Here is a 17,368-nt window from a genome sequence, read left to right as displayed (position 1 = left end):
GTGGAGGCGCATTATAGGGAGTTAATTCCGGCTGACAACCCCTAATTTAAAAAAAGTTATCAACCGTCTCTTTTTTGTGCAAACCAACCCTAAAGCGCCAGTTTTTCGAGCGATTTAAAGCCGTAGCGCTGCAAAACGGGCAATAATTGTGCAGTCTCCGGGGTTAACGCCATACAGTACGCAATATTATCGTCCGTCGATTTGGCATCCGGCGCTTCATGCTCAAGCAACCAGGCGGTACGGCGAGCGATAGCTGCTCCCGAATCCACCAGCCGGGTTCCTTCTGGTAACACCTGCATCAACTCTTCCTGCAATAACGGGAAGTGCGTACACCCCAGCACCACCGTGTCTGGCGGCTCACTCATACGCAACCAGGGACGCAGGATACGACGCAACTCCTCCAGCGGTACAGGCTCACCATGCAGTTTCCCCTCAGCCAGCACCACTAGCTCTGCCGAACCCAACATCTCAATGCGGCACGTATTCGCAAAGCGTGAGATCAGCTCGTGAGTGTAAGGGCGTTTTACCGTTCCACGGGTCGCCAGCAGCCCTACTACACCGTTTGCCGTTAAGCGCGCAGCAGGTTTGATGGCCGGAACCACACCCACAACCGGGAAAGTGAATTTCTCGCGCAGCGCGGGCAAAGAGACGGTACTCGCGGTATTGCAGGCGATTACTGCAAGCGCCAGGGGATATTGTGCCTGTACGGCGGTAACGATTTCGACAACGCGCTCCACGATAAACGCTTCACTTTTTTCCCCATAAGGAAACGCGACATTGTCAAAAACATAGATGAAATGCAGATCCGGCAGGAGATGCCGGATCTCATCATAAACGGATAGCCCACCGACGCCGGAGTCAAACACCAGGACGGTGGGACGTGCGTCAGAAGGTGTAGCTGCCAGACAAGGTATATTCTCGTCCTGCAGTGCGATAGCCATAAACTGTCTCGTAATCTTTATCGAACAGGTTAGCTATTTTACCACGAACTGTGAGGTTTGAGGTCACAGGATATGAAGCAGAGAGATCAACCAGGCTGTAAGACGACATACGGCGCTGCGTGTCCGCAAACTGGTTGGTATTGTTATTGTAGCTCTTACCAAAGTATTGCCACGCGGCATCCATGTCCAGTCCGAACAGTGTCCAGTCCAGTTGATATTTGAATTGCTGACGTGAGCGGTGAGCCAGCACTTCATTGTCACTGTCGCGGCGCGGATCAAGATAACCCAGCGTAATACGATGGCTGATCACTCCTGTGTCAAAGCTACCTGTTAACTCAACACCTTTGATGGTCGCAGATTGAATATTGTAATAGCTGCCAAGGAAGGTATCTTCATCGTAGTAGTAATCGATCAGGTTCTTGATTTTGTTTTGATAAGCAGACAGACGCCAGTTAACCGGCCCGGTCAGACCTTCCAGTCCAACTTCAACCTGACGGGATTTCTCGGCACTCAAGTCCGGGTTAGCAACAATAAAAAGACGCTCCTGCCCGTAAAGTTGCCCCAAAGTCGGTGCCTGGAAACCGGTACCATAAGAAACCGTAACACGATAATCCGGCACAAATTCCCAGCCTGCCGCTGCCTGCCAGGTGCCATTCCAGCCAAACTGATCGTTATCATCGCCACGGACAGAACCTTCAAGCGTTACGCTATCGAGCTGCTGTTGCGTCGTCAGATAATAGCCGGTGTTATCCCGTTTATATTTGTTACTGTAATAGTTATCTGCTGAGGTCAGTTTCTGCTGCTGCCAGTCGATACCTGCGCTGACTGTGCCCGCGCCCAGCGCCAGGCTGTTACCCCATTGCAGGTTGCGTTGGGTCATATCATCCAGCGAGGTGCCGTCGTTATACAGTCCTAACGTGCCCGCATAGTTATAGTCTTTATAGCGCTGATAACTGCCGGTCAGTTGAGAGGAGAAGATCTCGCCGCTGTAAGTCAGCCCGGTTTCATAGGTGTGGTTATAGACCTGGCGCTCATCACCGCCATCGGTATAGCCCGCATCATAGCCCGTTTTGTTGCTGTAGCCGTAGCCACGCACAAACCCCGAAATTTCCTGACTGAACTGATGATTCAGGCCTGCCCAGAAGGTTTTATTGCGAAAACCGTCGCGATCGCTATCCACAGAGTAAGTCGATTGTGGGCGAATGTTATAGCCGCGCGTATCGCTGAAGGAGCCAGCAACGGTTGCCAGAGTATCCTCGCCCAGTTTCTGGCGAACTGTCGCATCATATTTCTGGTAGTGATTAGAACCGATGCCAGCCTCGATTTTTCCACCTGGCGTCGCGTTCTGGGTGATGATGTTGATCACACCGCCAATGGCATCTGCGCCATACACGGCAGAACGTGGCCCTCGGATCATCTCGATTCGTTCAATGAGTGATACGGGGATCTGGCTGAAGTCGGCGATACCGGTAATACCGGACTTCGCCAGCGGAATACCATCGATCAATACCAGCGTGTGGCGCGCTTCTGCGCCACGGATATAGATATAGCTTGTTTGCCCCATGCCACCGTTTTCCGCCACATCGACACCCGGCAAACGGCGCATCACATCCGTTAACGTTCGGGCCTGCCAGCGATCGATATCTTCACGCGTCACGACTTCCGTCGGTGCCAGTACCGTATTGACAGGTTGTTGAAAACGGTTTGCTGTCACCACCAGGTTGTCTGAACTGCTATCTTGCGCCCAGCCGGAAAAAGCTGTGACGGAGAGCGCCGTCAACAGCGAAGCTTTTTTAATCATTGTGAGAGCATCCACAAAGTAAAAGGATGCCGCAGGCTCCATCAATAGCACGCGATGATGTGAACCAAATGCGACGTATTCCGGCAGGTCTTCGGGCTTGGGGGTATTACGAGACGGCGACTTCCCACCATTGGCAGTGTCTGCTTGCGCGACCATCTCACCTTATCCTTACCGCTGCGCGTCAGCCCCAGATTCACACTGGGTTCCCTTTTAACTCACAGGACCGGAACAGGGATGCTACATTCTGTTACATATGGATGTCCAGACTGCTAAGCGGGTATTTAGAAAACATCCGGTACTGGACATCCCGTGAGCAACCCCTACAATCCCCGCGTTATTCTTAATCTCTCAGGAAACATCATGACTCCCGAACACCTGCCGACAGAACAATACGAAGCCCAACTGGCCGAAAAAGTCGTGCGTCTGCAATCAATGATGACGCCCTTTTCCGCGCCACTGCCGGAGGTGTTCCGCTCACCGGTTAGCCACTACCGCATGCGCGCTGAGTTCCGCATCTGGCATGACGGTGACGACCTTTATCACATCATTTTTGATCAACAGACGAAATCACGGATCCGCGTGGACAGCTTCCCCGCTGCCAGCGAACTGATTAACCAGTTAATGACCGTGATGCTGGAAGCCGTGCGTAAGAATAAAGTACTGCGCCATAAACTGTTCCAGATTGATTACCTGAGTACCGTCAGTAACCAGGCTATCGTCAGTCTGCTGTATCACAAGAAACTGGATGAGGAATGGCGGGCAGAAGCGACCCGTTTGCGGGATGCTCTGCGTGCGCAAAACCTGAACGTGCAGCTGATTGGCCGGGCCACTAAAACCAAAATCGAACTCGACAGAGATTATGTCGACGAGCGACTACCGGTCGGCGGAAGAGAGATGATTTACCGCCAGGTAGAAAACAGCTTCACACAGCCGAACGCGGCTATGAATATTCAGATGCTGGAATGGGCGCTGGACGTGACCCGCGGTTCTACCGGCGATCTGCTGGAATTATACTGTGGCAACGGGAATTTCTCGCTGGCACTGGCGCGTAATTTCAACCGTGTGCTGGCCACCGAGATTGCTAAACCGTCAGTCGCTGCGGCCCAGTACAATATTGCGGCGAATCATATTGATAATGTGCAGATTATCCGCATGGCGGCTGAAGAATTTACACAAGCGATGAATGGCGTGCGGGCGTTTAACCGTCTGCAGGGTATCGATTTGAAAAGCTACCAGTGTGAGACTATTTTCGTCGATCCACCGCGTAGCGGGCTGGATGCAGAAACCGAGAAAATGGTGCAGGCCTACCCGCGTATCCTCTATATTTCCTGCAACCCCGAAACGCTGTGTAAGAACCTGGAAACGCTGAGCCAGACACATAACATCTCGCGTCTGGCCCTGTTTGATCAGTTTCCCTACACACATCATATGGAATGCGGTGTGCTGCTTACCCGCAAATAAGACTCCACGCGGTTCCCCTCAACGCATGAGGGGAAAGCCTCATTCAGAGGCTTCGTCGTGTTTACGGTTGCGCAAACGAAAGCCGATCCAGAATACGAGGATCACTGACAGTACCGCAGGCAGGAAGTTGGAGCCAATCGCCGGATACTCTGCGCGTACAACGGTGCTGTACAGCAGCACGCCAAGGATAAAGCAGGCGGCGGCAAGGCCCGGCAAGCCAACAGGCATAGTGCGGTTTTGATAACGCTGATGCAGGCAGTAAACCGTCAGCACCAGCGAGATAATCGGAAAAACAGAAAACGGTACAATGGAGCTAAAAATGGCGGCAAACGTTCCATTGATCGACAAGCCAGCGAGTAGCGCCAGCAGCAACGTACCTTTATCTTGACCTGACTGTTTCATTACTCATCCTTTACTCATCAATTTGATGCGCTATTTTTTCTTGCTCGCGGCGATACCAGTAATATGCGCCTTTGGAAATCATCCGCAGTTGCAGCACCAGTCGCTCTTCTAATTGCCGGCGTTGTTCAGCACCGACATCTAACGCTTCTGCGCCAGCGCTGAACACAATAGTCACCATCGCTTCAGCCTGTGCTTCAGTGAAAGCGCGCGGCATGTGGTTTTCGAGTTCGAGATAGTCGGCAAGTTCCGCAATAAAATGCTGGATCTCGCGCGCAACCGCCGCACGAAAAGCGGAAGACGTACCGGAGCGCTCTCGCAGCAGAAGCCTGAATGCGTTGGGGTTATTACCGATAAACTCCATAAATGTAGACACGGAGGTACGGATCACGCTACCCCCTTTGGCGATTCGCTGGCGCGCCTGGCGCATCAGCTGGCGGAGCATTAACCCGCTTTCATCCACCATCGTCAGGCCAAGTTCATCTACATCGCGAAAATGCCGGTAAAATGACGTCGGTGCGATCCCCGCCTCGCGGGCAACCTCGCGCAGACTCAGACTGGCAAAGCTACGCTCAGCACTCAGTTGGCTAAATGCGGCTTCTACCAGCGAACGCCGGGTTTTTTCTTTTTGCTGCGCTCTTACACCCATCACGATGTTTGAATCCTTCCAAAGGCCAGCTGGCACTATACCAGAGAATAAATCTAATCCGATTGTACTGGATTGTGACTGATTGTTTACGCGCTGTTTCTTCTCTTACGCTTGAAAAAAGCACAACGATAATTGGGTTATCAGGGCAATGATGTTACTATTATGTTGTTTTTATGTATAAGAACAGGTAAGCCTTACCATGCCACATTCCTACGATTATGATGCAATAGTAATAGGCTCCGGTCCCGGCGGCGAAGGCGCTGCTATGGGCCTGGTTAAAAACGGAGCACGGGTAGCGGTGATAGAACGCTACCATAACGTCGGCGGCGGCTGTACGCACTGGGGCACCATACCATCCAAAGCGTTGCGCCACGCAGTCAGCCGTATTATTGAGTTCAATCAGAACCCCCTCTACAGCGACCACTCCCGCCTTCTTCGTTCTTCTTTCGCCGATATCCTGAACCATGCTGAAAGCGTAATAAATCAGCAAACGCGCATGCGTCAGGGCTTTTATGAGCGCAACCGCTGTGAAATTTTAGAAGGTAGCGCGCATTTTATTGATGACCACACACTGGCGCTGGAGTGTCACGACGGTACCGTCGAAACCCTCACCGCCGAAAAATTTGTTATTGCCTGCGGCTCGCGCCCTTACCACCCTACTGATGTCGATTTTAACCACCCACGGGTGTACGACAGCGACTCGATTCTGGATATGCACCATGAACCCCGTCATGTGATCATTTATGGCGCGGGGGTGATCGGTTGCGAATATGCTTCGATCTTCCGCGGAATGAACGTCAAAGTGGATCTGATTAACACACGGGATCGTCTGCTGGCGTTTCTCGATCAGGAGATGTCAGATTCGCTCTCGTATCACTTCTGGAACAGCGGCGTCGTGATCCGTCATAACGAAGAGTACGAGCGCATAGAACCGCTGGACGATGGTGTGATCATGCATCTTAAGTCTGGTAAGAAGCTGAAAGCAGACTGTTTACTCTATGCAAACGGGCGTACCGGCAACACCGACAGTCTGCAACTGGGCAATATTGGCCTGGAAGCGGACGGTCGCGGCCAGTTGAAGGTCAACAGCATGTACCAGACTGCATTGCCGCATGTGTATGCAGTCGGTGATGTGATCGGTTACCCAAGCCTGGCATCAGCGGCTTACGATCAAGGACGCATTGCCGCACAGGCAATGATCAAAGGTGAAGCAACCGCACATCTGATTGAAGATATTCCGACTGGCATCTATACCATTCCGGAAATCAGCTCAGTGGGCAAAACCGAGCAACAGCTTACTGCCATGAAAGTGCCGTATGAGGTGGGTCGCGCGCAGTTTAAGCACCTGGCGCGGGCGCAAATTGTCGGTATGAATGTGGGTACGTTGAAGATCCTGTTCCATCGCGAAACCAAAGAGATTTTGGGTATTCACTGCTTTGGCGAGCGCGCGGCCGAAATTATTCATATCGGCCAGGCCATCATGGAACAGAAAGGCGGTGGTAACACCATTGAGTACTTCGTTAACACCACCTTTAACTACCCGACAATGGCAGAAGCTTACCGGGTAGCGGCGCTAAACGGTTTAAACCGCCTGTTTTAACGCACTATCAAAATGGCCATCCATCGAGCTACGGATGGCCTCTGCCAACTGCTCATAGCGGCTGCGCAGCGGTGATCCCGGGCGGTAAACAAGCCCAACGGTACGTTTCGGCTCGGGCTTAATGCACGGCAGATAAACCACGCCATCGCGTTTGCGCTCACGCGGCACGGCCAACGAAGGCAACAGCGTGATGCCACTCCCGGCTGCGACCATATTACGCAGCGTTTCCAGACTGGTTGCGCGGAAGTGGGTATCTTCATCGGCGCCTGCTTCAAAACAGAAACCCATCGCCTGATCGCGCAGGCAGTGCCCATCCTCCAGCATCAGCAGTTTTTCACCCGCCAGATCGGCCATCGGCACGCAATCGCGGTTCGCCCAGGGATGGTCTTCATAAATCGCCAGCATCATCGGTTCATCGAACAGCGGAACTTCGATAAAAGCTTCACTCTCCTTCACCAGCGCCAGAATGGCGCAATCAAGCTTACCGCTGTCCAGCTGTGCCAGTAGCTGGTGCGTCTGAGCTTCATGCAGATACATTTCCAGTTTCGGGAAAGTCTGGTGCAACATCGGAATAATTTGCGGCAACAGATAAGGCCCAACGGTGGGGATCAGACCAATATGCAGCGGGCCGGACATGGTTTCCCCCTGCTGGCTTGCCATTTCCTTCAGCACTTTGACCTCGCGCAGTACAGTGCGCGCCTGATCCACCAGCAGCAACCCCGCCTGGGTAAACAGCACTTTGCGGCTGGTGCGTTCCAGCAGCATCACGCCAAGTTCATCTTCCAGTTTACGGATCTGCCCACTCAGCGTCGGTTGGCTGACATGGCAGGAATCGGCTGCCCGGCGAAAATGGCGGTGTTCAGCTAACGCCACCAGGTATTCAAGATCACGAATATTCATTATTCATCCTCCGTCGCCACGATAGTTCATGGCGATAGATAGCATAGCAACGAACGATTATCCCTATCAAGCATTCTGTTTAATAATTGACTCCAGAAACGAAGCGGAACGTCAACTGACCCTTGATAAGACTGCTTACCCTCAAGTTTCTCTGAACAACTAAAGCCAACGTGAACTTTTGCGGACCCCGTGTCCGCTTTTTTTTTGCATAAAAAAGCCCGGCACAGGCCAGGCTCTCTTTCGATAAAGGCGGGTTACACCAGCCGCGTCTTCGCATCGGCAATTGCCTGCGCCACCTGCACCGGCGACACGCCGCCTTTTGCTGCACGTTTATCAAGGCAGGATTGCAATGACAGAATCGGGTACACATCATCACCGATCACCGCGCTGAATTGCTGCAGGTCGGCAAGTGCCAACGCTTCCAGCGGTTTTCCCTGACGGATGGCTTCGACCACCGCTTCACCCACAATATGGTGCGCTTCACGGAACGGCACGCCTTTCGCGACCAGGTAGTCCGCCAGTTCCGTCGCGTTTGCATAGCCCTGTTGCGCCGCTTCCTGGCAACGTGGGCGTTTCACCTGAATTCCATCCAGCACCAGCGCCGCCATATGCAGGCAGTCGAGCCAGGTATCCAGCGCGTCGAACAGCCCTTCTTTGTCTTCCTGCATATCTTTGTTGTAGGCCAGCGGCAGACCTTTCAGCGTCATCATCATGCCGGTCAGCGCCCCCTGAACACGGCCGCATTTTCCGCGGATCAGCTCCAGCGCATCCGGGTTTTTCTTCTGCGGCATTAATGATGAGCCAGAGGTGACACGGTCAGACAACTCAACGAAGCCCGCTTCACCGGAGTTAAAGAAAATCAGATCTTCGGCGAAACGCGACAGGTGCACCATACCAATTGAAGCATCCGACAGCAGTTCCAGCACATGATCACGATCGGAAACGCTGTCCAGACTGTTGCGCGTTGCCGAAGCAAAGCCCAGCCAGCCCGCCAGTTGCTCACGATCGATCTCGTAAGCGGTTCCTGCCAGCGCGCCGCAGCCCAACGGGCTTACATCCAGGCGCTTTAACGTGTCCTGCAGGCGGCTTTCATCACGGGCTAACATTTCTACGTAAGCTAACGCCCAGTGTGCAAACGTCACCGGTTGGGCACGCTGCAGATGGGTATAACCGGGCATGACGGCATCCTGATTATTTTCCGCCGTCACCACCAGCGCATTTTGCAACTGGCGGTTGGCAATCAGCAGTTCGCTTACGGTGTCTTTACACCATAACTTAAGATCGGTAGCGACCTGATCGTTACGGCTGCGCCCGGTATGCAATTTTTTACCCAGTTGCCCCACTTTGGCGATCAGTTTGCCTTCTACCCAGCTGTGGATGTCTTCTGCATCACTTTCGAGGATCTGTTGCGGATTGGCCTGTACTTCCTCCAGCAAAACGTGCAACGCTTCTTCCAGTTGCTGTTGTTCAGCCTGCGTTAACACGCCCACCGTCACCAGCGCTTTAGACCAGGCCACAGAGCCAACGATATCCTGCTCCGCCAGGCGGTAATCAAAGCGCAAAGAGTCGTTGAACTGTTTGAACCGTTGATCTGCAGCCTGAGTAAAACGCCCGCCCCAAAGTGCCATAATATGCTTCCTTAATTTCTTGAGTTTCACAGCCGGATGGCGTTGCGCTTCCGGCATGGAGGTTAATTCGCCACGGCGCGATTATGCCACCGGGCGTTTTCATCTATTACGCCAGGATACGCGTACCAATCGGCGTGCCGTTAAACAGCGCTGGCAGCTGCTCAGCATGACGCCAGGAGGCAATATCGACCGGGCGGCCCAGTGTGCGCGCTGCATCCAGCGCCGCATTCACTTTTACGATCATGCCATCGGTAATAATGCCCTGAGCAATCAGTTGCTCTGCTTTAGCCGCAGTCATTTCGGCAATACGCTGCCCTTTACCATCGAGAATGCCGCTGACATCTGAGAGCAGGATCAGGTCCGCGCCGAGCGTTGCCGCCAGAGCGGTCGCAGCCTGGTCTGCATTAACGTTCATGAGATCGCCCTCATCGGTCACACCGATAGAGCTGATCACCGGCAGGAAGCCGCCCTCCAGCAATGCATTAATCAGTTTCGGAGAACCCGGCTGCGCCAGGCCAACATGACCCAGTTCTTCGTCAAGCTGTGTCACTTTCACGCTGTCGCCATCCCCAAGGAACAGACCGACAGACGCAATATGATGCTTCTTCGCCCAGGCCAGCAGCGTTTTGTTGGCGGTACCGGCCAGCGCACCGGTAATAATGTCAATCTGATCGGCGGGAGTCACACGCAAACCGTTTTTCTTTTTCACCGGCAGGTTGAGCTGTTTCATCAACTCATCCACCACACACCCACCACCGTGGACGATAACCAACGGGCGCTGATGAGATTCGCGGTATTGCACCAGTGCGGTAAACAAACGTTCCAGCGCTTCCTCGCTATCCAGCAGTACGCCACCGAGCTTAATAATTAATGGATTCATCATCACGCCTGTTCAATTAAATAAGTGACTGGGTTTCAGCATAGCCGAAACGAATGTTTGCACACTGCATTGCCTGTGCCGCCGCGCCCTTCAGGAGGTTATCTTCCGTGGCGACGACAATCAAATGTTCCCCCTGCACGGCAAAGCCGATGTCGCAAAAAGGCAGGCCAACAACATTTTTCAGCGCCGGAACACCTTTCTCATACAGACGCACCAGCGGTTTCTTCCCGTAAGCCTGGTTAAACACGTCGGCAATCTGCGCGTGGGTCACACCCGTCTGCAAACGGCAGGTGATCGTTTCCAGAATACCGCGCGGGAAGCTGGCCAGATGTGGGGTAAAAATCACATCAGTACCGAGATGTGTAGCGATCTCCGGCTGATGACGATGATTAAAAATACCGTAGGGCTGCAGGCTCACTTCACAGAAACTGTTGGAAAGCGCTGCCTTACGTCCTGCACCGCTCACGCCACTGGTGGCGTTGATCACTGGCCACTGGTTGAGATCCAGTAGCCCGGCGTCGATCAGCGGTTTTAATGACAACTGCGCCGCCGTCGGGTAGCAGCCCGGTACGGCAATCAGTTGTGCATTTTTCAGTTGATCGTGGTTCCACTCCGCCAGCCCATACACGGCCTGCGCAAGCAGATCGGCATGCTGATGGGTAAAACCGTAGAATTTTTTGTAGAACGCGGGGTCGTTAACGCGAAACGCACCGGAGAGATCAAACACGACACAACCCGCCGCCAGACACGCTGGCGCGAGATCGTGGCTCACTTCGTGCGCCGTCGCCAGAAAGACGACATCCACACCTTCCAGAAACTCCCCAATGTCGGACATCGGCTGCAACGGAAGATCAACAATGCCTTTCAACTGCGGATGTAAATCGGAGATACATTTTCCAGCATCATTACTTTGCGCAGAAACCGTCAAAGCGGTTATGTTCATATGAGGATGGCGATTTACATAGGTCACTAGCTCTGCGCCGGCGTAACCGCTGGCGCCCACAATTAATGTGTTCAACATTGGGGCGGTTTACCTTCTTACGTCATGTGTGTCAGGGAGAGACTCGGCATCAATCCCGCGTCGCTGAGCAAAGTCGCCGGATGGGTTCCCTTACGCTCAACATTAATGTATTTTTATTCACATTTAGTGCATGAATATTGATACTATCACGAACTCAGGTATGTCAACAATGAAAATGAATTTGCCGCCATTTATCGAGATTTACCGCGCCCTGATTGCCACGCCGTCGATCAGCGCAACGGAAGAAGCGCTGGATCAAAGCAATGCGTCTTTAATCAATTTGCTGGCTGGCTGGTTTGGCGATCTCGGCTTCAATGTTGAAGTGCAACCGGTGCCTGGCACACGCAATAAATTCAACATGCTGGCCAGTGCCGGTACTGGCGCTGGCGGATTGCTATTAACAGGCCACACCGACACCGTTCCCTTTGATGACGGACGCTGGACGCGCGATCCCTTTACGCTGACGGAACACGATAACAAGCTCTACGGCCTCGGCACGGCCGATATGAAGGGCTTTTTTGCCTTTATTCTCGATGCGTTGCGTGACGTCGATGTGACAAAACTTAGCAAGCCGCTTTACGTGCTGGCAACCGCCGATGAAGAAACCAGTATGGCGGGCGCACGTTACTTTTCTGAGCACACAACCTTGCGCCCAGACTGCGCCATCATTGGTGAGCCGACCTCTTTACAACCGGTACGGGCACACAAAGGCCATATCTCGAATGCCGTTCGTATTCTGGGTCAGTCCGGCCACTCAAGCGATCCGGCGCGAGGTGTGAATGCGATTGAACTGATGCATGAAGCTATTGGCCATATTTTGCAACTGCGCGACAGCCTGAAAGCGCGTTATCACTACGATGCCTTTACCGTGCCATATCCAACGCTGAATCTTGGACATATTCACGGTGGTGATGCAGCGAACCGTATTTGCGCCTGTTGCGAATTGCATATGGATATCCGTCCGCTGCCAGGCATGACGCTGAATGATTTAAACGGCCTGCTGAACGATGCGCTGGAACCCGTCAGTTCCCGCTGGCCTGGCCGCCTGACGGTCTCCGAGCTGCATCCGCCAATTCCGGGCTACGAGTGCCCGCCGGATCATAAACTGGTGGAAGTCGTGGAGAAGTTGCTCGGCGTTCAAACCGAGGTAGTGAACTACTGCACCGAAGCGCCCTTTATTCAGACGCTGTGTCCAACGCTGGTACTGGGCCCAGGTTCCATTAACCAGGCTCATCAGCCTGATGAATATTTAGAAACGCGTTTTATCAAACCCACCCGTGAACTGATCACCCAGGTTGTCCATCATTTCTGTTGGCATTAAACCCGTCTCGCCTTTCGCCCCCTCGCATGAGGGGGTTTTTGATGAGCTTCCCGACGTGACAACTGTCACGTTTTCATAAGCGAAACTTATCTGACAGAATGCGAATTAAATTTCGTAAATTGTCGACATTTATTCGTTTGCTGAAGCGATTTCGCAACAATTGACGTGGTGGGTTTTACGTGGCTTTATAAAAGGCGGTGTCTTATATCTGCTCAACGGCAGATATAACAAAATAAAATGAGATGGGGTGTCTGGGGTAACATGAACGAACAATATTCCGCGTTGCGTAGTAATGTCAGTATGCTCGGCAAACTGCTGGGAGATACCATCAAAGATGCACTGGGTGAGAACATTCTCGACCGTGTAGAAACAATCCGTAAGCTGTCTAAATCTTCTCGTGCCGGCAACGAAGCCAATCGTCAGGAACTGCTCAACACCTTGCAGAACCTGTCTACTGACGAGCTGCTACCCGTAGCGCGTGCGTTCAGCCAGTTTTTGAATCTGGCTAACACCGCTGAGCAATACCACAGCATCTCCGCAAAGGGCGAAGCCGCCAATAACCCGGAAGTGATTGCCCGCACCCTCAGAAAACTGAAAGACCAACCGAATCTCAACGAAGCCACAATCACCAAAGCCGTGGAGTCTCTGTCGCTGGAACTGGTGCTCACCGCCCACCCGACCGAGATCACCCGCCGCACGCTTATTCACAAAATGGTGGAAGTGAATGCCTGCTTAAAACAGCTGGATAACACCGATCTGGCCGATTACGAGCGCCACCAGTTAATGCGCCGTCTGCGTCAGTTGATTGCCCAATCCTGGCATACTGATGAGATCCGCAGCTATCGCCCGAGCCCCATCGACGAAGCCAAATGGGGCTTTGCCGTGGTAGAAAACAGCCTGTGGGAAGGGGTGCCAAACTACCTGCGCGAGCTGAACGAACAACTGGAAGATAACCTCAATTACAAGCTACCGGTGGACTTTGTACCGGTGCGCTTTACCTCCTGGATGGGTGGCGACCGCGACGGTAACCCGAACGTCACGGCGGATATTACCCGTCACGCGCTACTGCTGAGCCGCTGGAAAGCGACCGATCTGTTCCTGAAAGATATTCAGTTGCTGATCTCTGAACTGTCGATGGTTGAATGCACCGACGAGCTGCGCGAGCTGGCAGGCGCCGAAGGCGCACGCGAGCCGTACCGCTATCTGATGAAAAAGCTGCGTAGCGATTTGATGGCAACGCAAGCCTGGCTGGAAGCGCGCCTGAAAGGTCAGAAGCTGCCAAAACCGGCCGGGTTGCTTACGCAAAATGAGCAACTGTGGGAACCGCTGTACGCCTGTTATAAATCGCTGCAAGCCTGCGGGATGGGCATTATCGCGAATGGCGAGCTACTCGATACTCTGCGCCGCGTGAAGTGCTTCGGCGTTCCGCTGGTACGAATCGATATTCGTCAGGAAAGCACCCGTCATACCGAAGCGCTGGGCGAACTGACCCGCTACCTCGGCATTGGCGATTATGAAAGCTGGTCTGAAGCCGACAAGCAGGCTTTCCTGATCCGCGAACTGAATTCCAAGCGTCCGTTGCTGCCACGTCAGTGGGAGCCAAGTGACGAAACCCGTGAAGTGCTGGAAACCTGCCGGGTGATCGCCGAAGCGCCGCGCGGATCTATCGCCGCGTATGTGATCTCCATGGCGAAAACACCGTCTGATGTGCTGGCGGTACACCTGCTGCTCAAAGAGGCCGGGATTGGTTTTGCGCTCCCGGTCGCACCGCTGTTTGAAACGCTGGATGACCTGAACAATGCCGATGACGTCATGACCCAGTTGTTAAACATCGACTGGTATCGCGGCTTTATTCAGGGCAAACAGATGGTGATGATTGGCTATTCCGACTCGGCAAAAGACGCGGGCGTAATGGCGGCAAGCTGGGCGCAATACCAGGCACAAGACGCACTGATCAAAACCTGCGAAAAAGCCGGTATCGAACTGACGCTGTTCCACGGTCGCGGCGGCTCTATCGGCCGCGGCGGCGCACCGGCACATGCAGCGCTGCTCTCCCAACCGCCAGGTAGCCTGAAAGGCGGGCTGCGCGTGACCGAACAGGGCGAAATGATCCGCTTTAAATATGGTCTGCCGGAAATCACCATCAGCAGCCTCTCGCTGTATACCAGCGCGATTCTGGAAGCGAACCTGCTGCCACCGCCGGAGCCGAAAGCCGAATGGCGTCATATTATGGATGAGCTTTCCGATACCTCCTGCGAGATGTATCGCGGCTATGTGCGCGAAAACAAAGACTTCGTACCCTATTTCCGTTCCGCAACACCGGAGCAGGAGCTGGGTAAACTGCCACTCGGTTCCCGTCCGGCAAAACGTCGCCCTACTGGCGGCGTCGAGTCGCTGCGTGCCATCCCGTGGATTTTCGCCTGGACGCAGAACCGCCTTATGCTTCCGGCCTGGCTGGGCGCAGGCGCAGCACTGCAAAAAGTGGTGGAAAATGGCAAGCAGAGCGAACTGGAAGCAATGTGCCGTGACTGGCCATTCTTCTCTACCCGCCTTGGCATGCTGGAAATGGTCTTCTCTAAAGCGGATCTCTGGCTGGCGGAATACTACGATCAGCGACTGGTTAAACCAGAGCTGTGGGCGCTGGGTACCGAACTGCGTAAGCTGCTGGAAGCCGACATTAAAGTGGTACTGGATATCGCTAACGACTCTCATCTGATGGCGGATCTGCCATGGATTGCGGAGTCTATCCAGTTACGTAATATCTACACAGACCCGTTAAACGTTCTCCAGGCAGAGCTGTTGCACCGTTCACGCCAGGCGGAGCAAGAAGGTAAAGAGTCGGATCAGCGTGTTGAACAGGCGCTGATGGTCACCATCGCTGGGGTTGCGGCTGGTATGCGTAACACAGGCTAATTTTTATCGGTTATCGCAAAAGGCCACCGCTGTTGTGGCCTTTTTTTTTGCGCGCGGTTAAGGTTGTCCCCTTCGCGTCTCCACCGGGGAATATTATGAGCCTTGATGTCAGCCATCTTCTCTCCCGCCTGATTAACGGCCCACTGCCGTTGCGCAAAATCCACTTTGCCGGGGCATCTGGCGCGGCACCCGCACAGGCATTGCAGGTTGATTTCCCACGGCTGGAAATTGTACTGGAAGGCACACTGACGGATGACGGGATCGCGGGAGAAAACAGGCGGATGGCGCAACATGATGTGCTGTATATTCCCGCAGGCGGCTGGACGCAGCCACAATGGCAGGCACCCGCCACCACGTTAAGCATACTGTTTGGCAAGCAACAACTGGGCTTTAGCGTGACGCAATGGGATGGCGCTACTGTGAATAATGTGGCAAAACAGCACGTTGCCCGGCGTGGACCACGTATTGGCTCTTTTTTGCTACAAACTTTGCACGAAATCCAAATGCAACCGCAGGAGCAGCAAACTGCGCGGTTGATTGTCGCCAGTCTTCTGAGCCACTGTAGCGATTTACTGGGAAGCCAGATCCAAACCGCCTCCCGTAGCCAGGCGCTGTTTGAAGCCATTCGTGATTACATTGATGAACATTATGCGATGCCGGTTACCCGCGAATCCGTGGCACAGGCGTTTTACATTTCACCCAACTATCTTTCCCATCTGTTCCAGAAAACCGGCACGATCGGTTTTAATGAATACCTCAACCATACCCGGCTGGAACATGCCAAAACGCTGCTCAAAGGTTACGATCTGAAAATAAAAGAAGTGGCCCATACTTGCGGCTTTGTTGATAGCAACTATTTTTGCCGCCTGTTCCGCAAGAATACTGAACGCTCGCCCTCTGAATACCGTCGGCACTATCACAGCCAACTCAGCGAGAAGCTCTCTGAGGAAGATTAGTCTGGATAAAAGCCACTTTTTCTGGATTTTTGTACACTCAGTATCCCTTTTTTCATCCCGATCATGCCCCGATATCGCACCGTATCAATACCCATATTGATTTGTGAAGTAAATCACACTTATCCATAGAGATGACATTTGTCCAGTATTTGGCAGGTTTGTGATATGGCAACGGCTGCCCTGTCGCTCGTATGCTGTTGTCAGAAACGACATACGAGGAAACATCATGGAACTCTACCTGGATACAGCCAACGTGGCAGAAGTGGAACGTCTGGCGCACATTTATCCTCTTGCAGGCGTTACAACGAACCCCAGCATTATTGCTGCAGGCAAAGTCTCTGTGTGGGAAGTGTTACCGCGCCTGCAACAGGCTATCGGTCCGGAAGGTACGCTATTTGCGCAAGTGATGAGTCGCGAAGCAGAGGGCATGGTAGCCGAAGCAAAACGGCTGAATAATGCCGTGCCTGGCCTTGTGGTGAAAATTCCGGTCACGACACAGGGCCTTGCCGCCATTAAACAGTTAAAAAAAGAGGGCATTGAGACACTGGGAACGGCGGTCTACAGCGCAGCGCAGGGCCTGCTCGCCGCGCTTGCCGGCGCGAAATATGTCGCACCGTACGTTAACCGTGTCGACGCACAGGGTGGCGACGGTATTCGTATGGTCAAGGAGCTGCAAACCCTGCTGGAACGCCACGCACCGGGCAGTAAAGTGCTGGCCGCCAGCTTCAAAACGCCACGTCAGGCGCTCGATTGCCTGCTGGCAGGATGCGAAGCAATCACACTCCCTTTAGATGTAGCGCAACAAATGCTCAATACGCCAGCAGTAGAGTCAGCGGTGGAGAAGTTTGAACAGGACTGGAAAACAGCTTTTGGCAACCTCAACCTGTAAGGAGGAGTA

General features: G+C 53.4%; 14 protein-coding genes and 1 riboswitch. Of the genes, 6 read left to right on the top strand and 8 right to left on the bottom strand.

Annotated elements, in window-relative coordinates; genetic code table 11:
• Positions 1–89: 89 nt before the first annotated feature.
• Entirely contained in the window at positions 90–941 is an 852-nt protein-coding gene (gene murI / locus RTX30_RS18145) for a glutamate racemase (RefSeq protein ID WP_312691564.1), read from the bottom strand.
• The gene (btuB, locus tag RTX30_RS18140) at positions 886–2,742 is read right to left on the bottom strand and encodes a TonB-dependent vitamin B12 receptor BtuB (protein WP_312691563.1); all 1,857 of its coding nucleotides are present in this window, start codon (positions 2,740–2,742) and stop codon (positions 886–888) included. The genes murI and btuB overlap by 56 nt, the downstream gene beginning before the upstream one ends.
• Before the next feature lie 64 nt (positions 2,743–2,806).
• Positions 2,807–2,985, bottom strand: a riboswitch (cobalamin riboswitch).
• 117 nt (positions 2,986–3,102) lie between these two features.
• Between btuB and trmA the strand changes: the two genes are divergently transcribed.
• Positions 3,103–4,203: a tRNA (uridine(54)-C5)-methyltransferase TrmA gene (gene trmA / locus RTX30_RS18135; protein ID WP_312691562.1), complete on the top strand. Its 1,101-nt coding sequence runs from the start codon at positions 3,103–3,105 to the stop codon at positions 4,201–4,203.
• Between the two features lie 39 nt (positions 4,204–4,242).
• Here the strand turns inward: trmA and RTX30_RS18130 are convergent, their stop codons facing one another.
• Positions 4,243–4,605, bottom strand: a complete 363-nt coding sequence (locus RTX30_RS18130; protein WP_312691561.1) for a YijD family membrane protein — start codon at positions 4,603–4,605, stop codon at positions 4,243–4,245.
• A 10-nt stretch (positions 4,606–4,615) separates the two neighbouring features.
• Positions 4,616–5,254 (bottom strand): HTH-type transcriptional repressor FabR, encoded by a 639-nt coding sequence (gene fabR, locus RTX30_RS18125; protein ID WP_312691560.1) that lies wholly within the window; start codon positions 5,252–5,254, stop codon positions 4,616–4,618.
• Positions 5,255–5,450: 196 nt separating this feature from the next.
• On the opposite strand from fabR, the gene sthA reads away from it, so the two are divergent.
• Positions 5,451–6,851 (top strand): Si-specific NAD(P)(+) transhydrogenase, encoded by a 1,401-nt coding sequence (gene sthA / locus RTX30_RS18120; RefSeq protein ID WP_312691559.1) that lies wholly within the window; start codon positions 5,451–5,453, stop codon positions 6,849–6,851.
• Here sthA and oxyR read toward each other — a convergent pair.
• The 4 genes from oxyR to argC all read right to left on the bottom strand — a co-directional run bounded on the left by oxyR (position 6,834) and on the right by argC (position 11,280).
• On the bottom strand, positions 6,834–7,751 hold the full coding sequence (gene oxyR, locus RTX30_RS18115) for a DNA-binding transcriptional regulator OxyR (protein ID WP_312691558.1): 918 nt from the start codon (positions 7,749–7,751) through the stop codon (positions 6,834–6,836). The two genes, sthA and oxyR, sit on opposite strands and share 18 nt — an antisense overlap.
• 254 nt (positions 7,752–8,005) lie before the next feature.
• Positions 8,006–9,379: an argininosuccinate lyase gene (gene argH / locus RTX30_RS18110; protein ID WP_312691557.1), complete on the bottom strand. Its 1,374-nt coding sequence runs from the start codon at positions 9,377–9,379 to the stop codon at positions 8,006–8,008.
• A gap of 106 nt (positions 9,380–9,485) precedes the next feature.
• Positions 9,486–10,262: an acetylglutamate kinase gene (argB, locus tag RTX30_RS18105; RefSeq protein WP_312691556.1), complete on the bottom strand. Its 777-nt coding sequence runs from the start codon at positions 10,260–10,262 to the stop codon at positions 9,486–9,488.
• Between the two features lie 13 nt (positions 10,263–10,275).
• Positions 10,276–11,280 carry an N-acetyl-gamma-glutamyl-phosphate reductase gene (gene argC, locus RTX30_RS18100; RefSeq protein ID WP_312691555.1) on the bottom strand — a complete coding sequence of 335 codons (1,005 nt, stop codon included), beginning with the start codon at positions 11,278–11,280 and terminating at the stop codon, positions 10,276–10,278.
• Between the two features lie 169 nt (positions 11,281–11,449).
• Here argC and argE point away from each other — a divergent pair, with 169 nt between their 5' ends.
• The 4 genes from argE (at position 11,450) to fsa (ending at position 17,359) form a co-directional block, all read left to right on the top strand.
• Positions 11,450–12,601: an acetylornithine deacetylase gene (gene argE, locus RTX30_RS18095; protein WP_312691554.1), complete on the top strand. Its 1,152-nt coding sequence runs from the start codon at positions 11,450–11,452 to the stop codon at positions 12,599–12,601.
• A gap of 261 nt (positions 12,602–12,862) precedes the next feature.
• A complete protein-coding gene (gene ppc, locus RTX30_RS18090; RefSeq protein WP_312691553.1) occupies positions 12,863–15,514 on the top strand; it encodes a phosphoenolpyruvate carboxylase in 2,652 nt (883 codons plus the stop codon).
• Between the two features lie 95 nt (positions 15,515–15,609).
• Entirely contained in the window at positions 15,610–16,470 is an 861-nt protein-coding gene (locus RTX30_RS18085) for an AraC family transcriptional regulator (RefSeq protein WP_312691552.1), read from the top strand.
• A gap of 226 nt (positions 16,471–16,696) precedes the next feature.
• A complete protein-coding gene (fsa, locus tag RTX30_RS18080; protein ID WP_312691551.1) occupies positions 16,697–17,359 on the top strand; it encodes a fructose-6-phosphate aldolase in 663 nt (220 codons plus the stop codon).
• The last annotated feature ends 9 nt before the right edge of the window (positions 17,360–17,368 follow it).

This window comes from Kosakonia sp., from assembly GCF_032052965.1.
GTDB lineage: Bacteria > Pseudomonadota > Gammaproteobacteria > Enterobacterales > Enterobacteriaceae > Kosakonia.
This window is presented reverse-complemented; position numbering and strand designations above follow the sequence as displayed.

Coding starts and splice junctions, on each gene's coding strand:
- murI (WP_312691564.1), bottom strand. CDS start 941: ATGGCTATCGCACTGCAGGACGAGAATATACCTTGTCTGGCAGCTACA.
- btuB (WP_312691563.1), bottom strand. CDS start 2,742: ATGATTAAAAAAGCTTCGCTGTTGACGGCGCTCTCCGTCACAGCTTTT.
- trmA (WP_312691562.1), top strand. CDS start 3,103: ATGACTCCCGAACACCTGCCGACAGAACAATACGAAGCCCAACTGGCC.
- RTX30_RS18130 (WP_312691561.1), bottom strand. CDS start 4,605: ATGAAACAGTCAGGTCAAGATAAAGGTACGTTGCTGCTGGCGCTACTC.
- sthA (WP_312691559.1), top strand. CDS start 5,451: ATGCCACATTCCTACGATTATGATGCAATAGTAATAGGCTCCGGTCCC.
- oxyR (WP_312691558.1), bottom strand. CDS start 7,751: ATGAATATTCGTGATCTTGAATACCTGGTGGCGTTAGCTGAACACCGC.
- argH (WP_312691557.1), bottom strand. CDS start 9,379: ATGGCACTTTGGGGCGGGCGTTTTACTCAGGCTGCAGATCAACGGTTC.
- argB (WP_312691556.1), bottom strand. CDS start 10,262: ATGATGAATCCATTAATTATTAAGCTCGGTGGCGTACTGCTGGATAGC.
- argC (WP_312691555.1), bottom strand. CDS start 11,280: ATGTTGAACACATTAATTGTGGGCGCCAGCGGTTACGCCGGCGCAGAG.
- argE (WP_312691554.1), top strand. CDS start 11,450: ATGAAAATGAATTTGCCGCCATTTATCGAGATTTACCGCGCCCTGATT.
- ppc (WP_312691553.1), top strand. CDS start 12,863: ATGAACGAACAATATTCCGCGTTGCGTAGTAATGTCAGTATGCTCGGC.
- RTX30_RS18085 (WP_312691552.1), top strand. CDS start 15,610: ATGAGCCTTGATGTCAGCCATCTTCTCTCCCGCCTGATTAACGGCCCA.
- fsa (WP_312691551.1), top strand. CDS start 16,697: ATGGAACTCTACCTGGATACAGCCAACGTGGCAGAAGTGGAACGTCTG.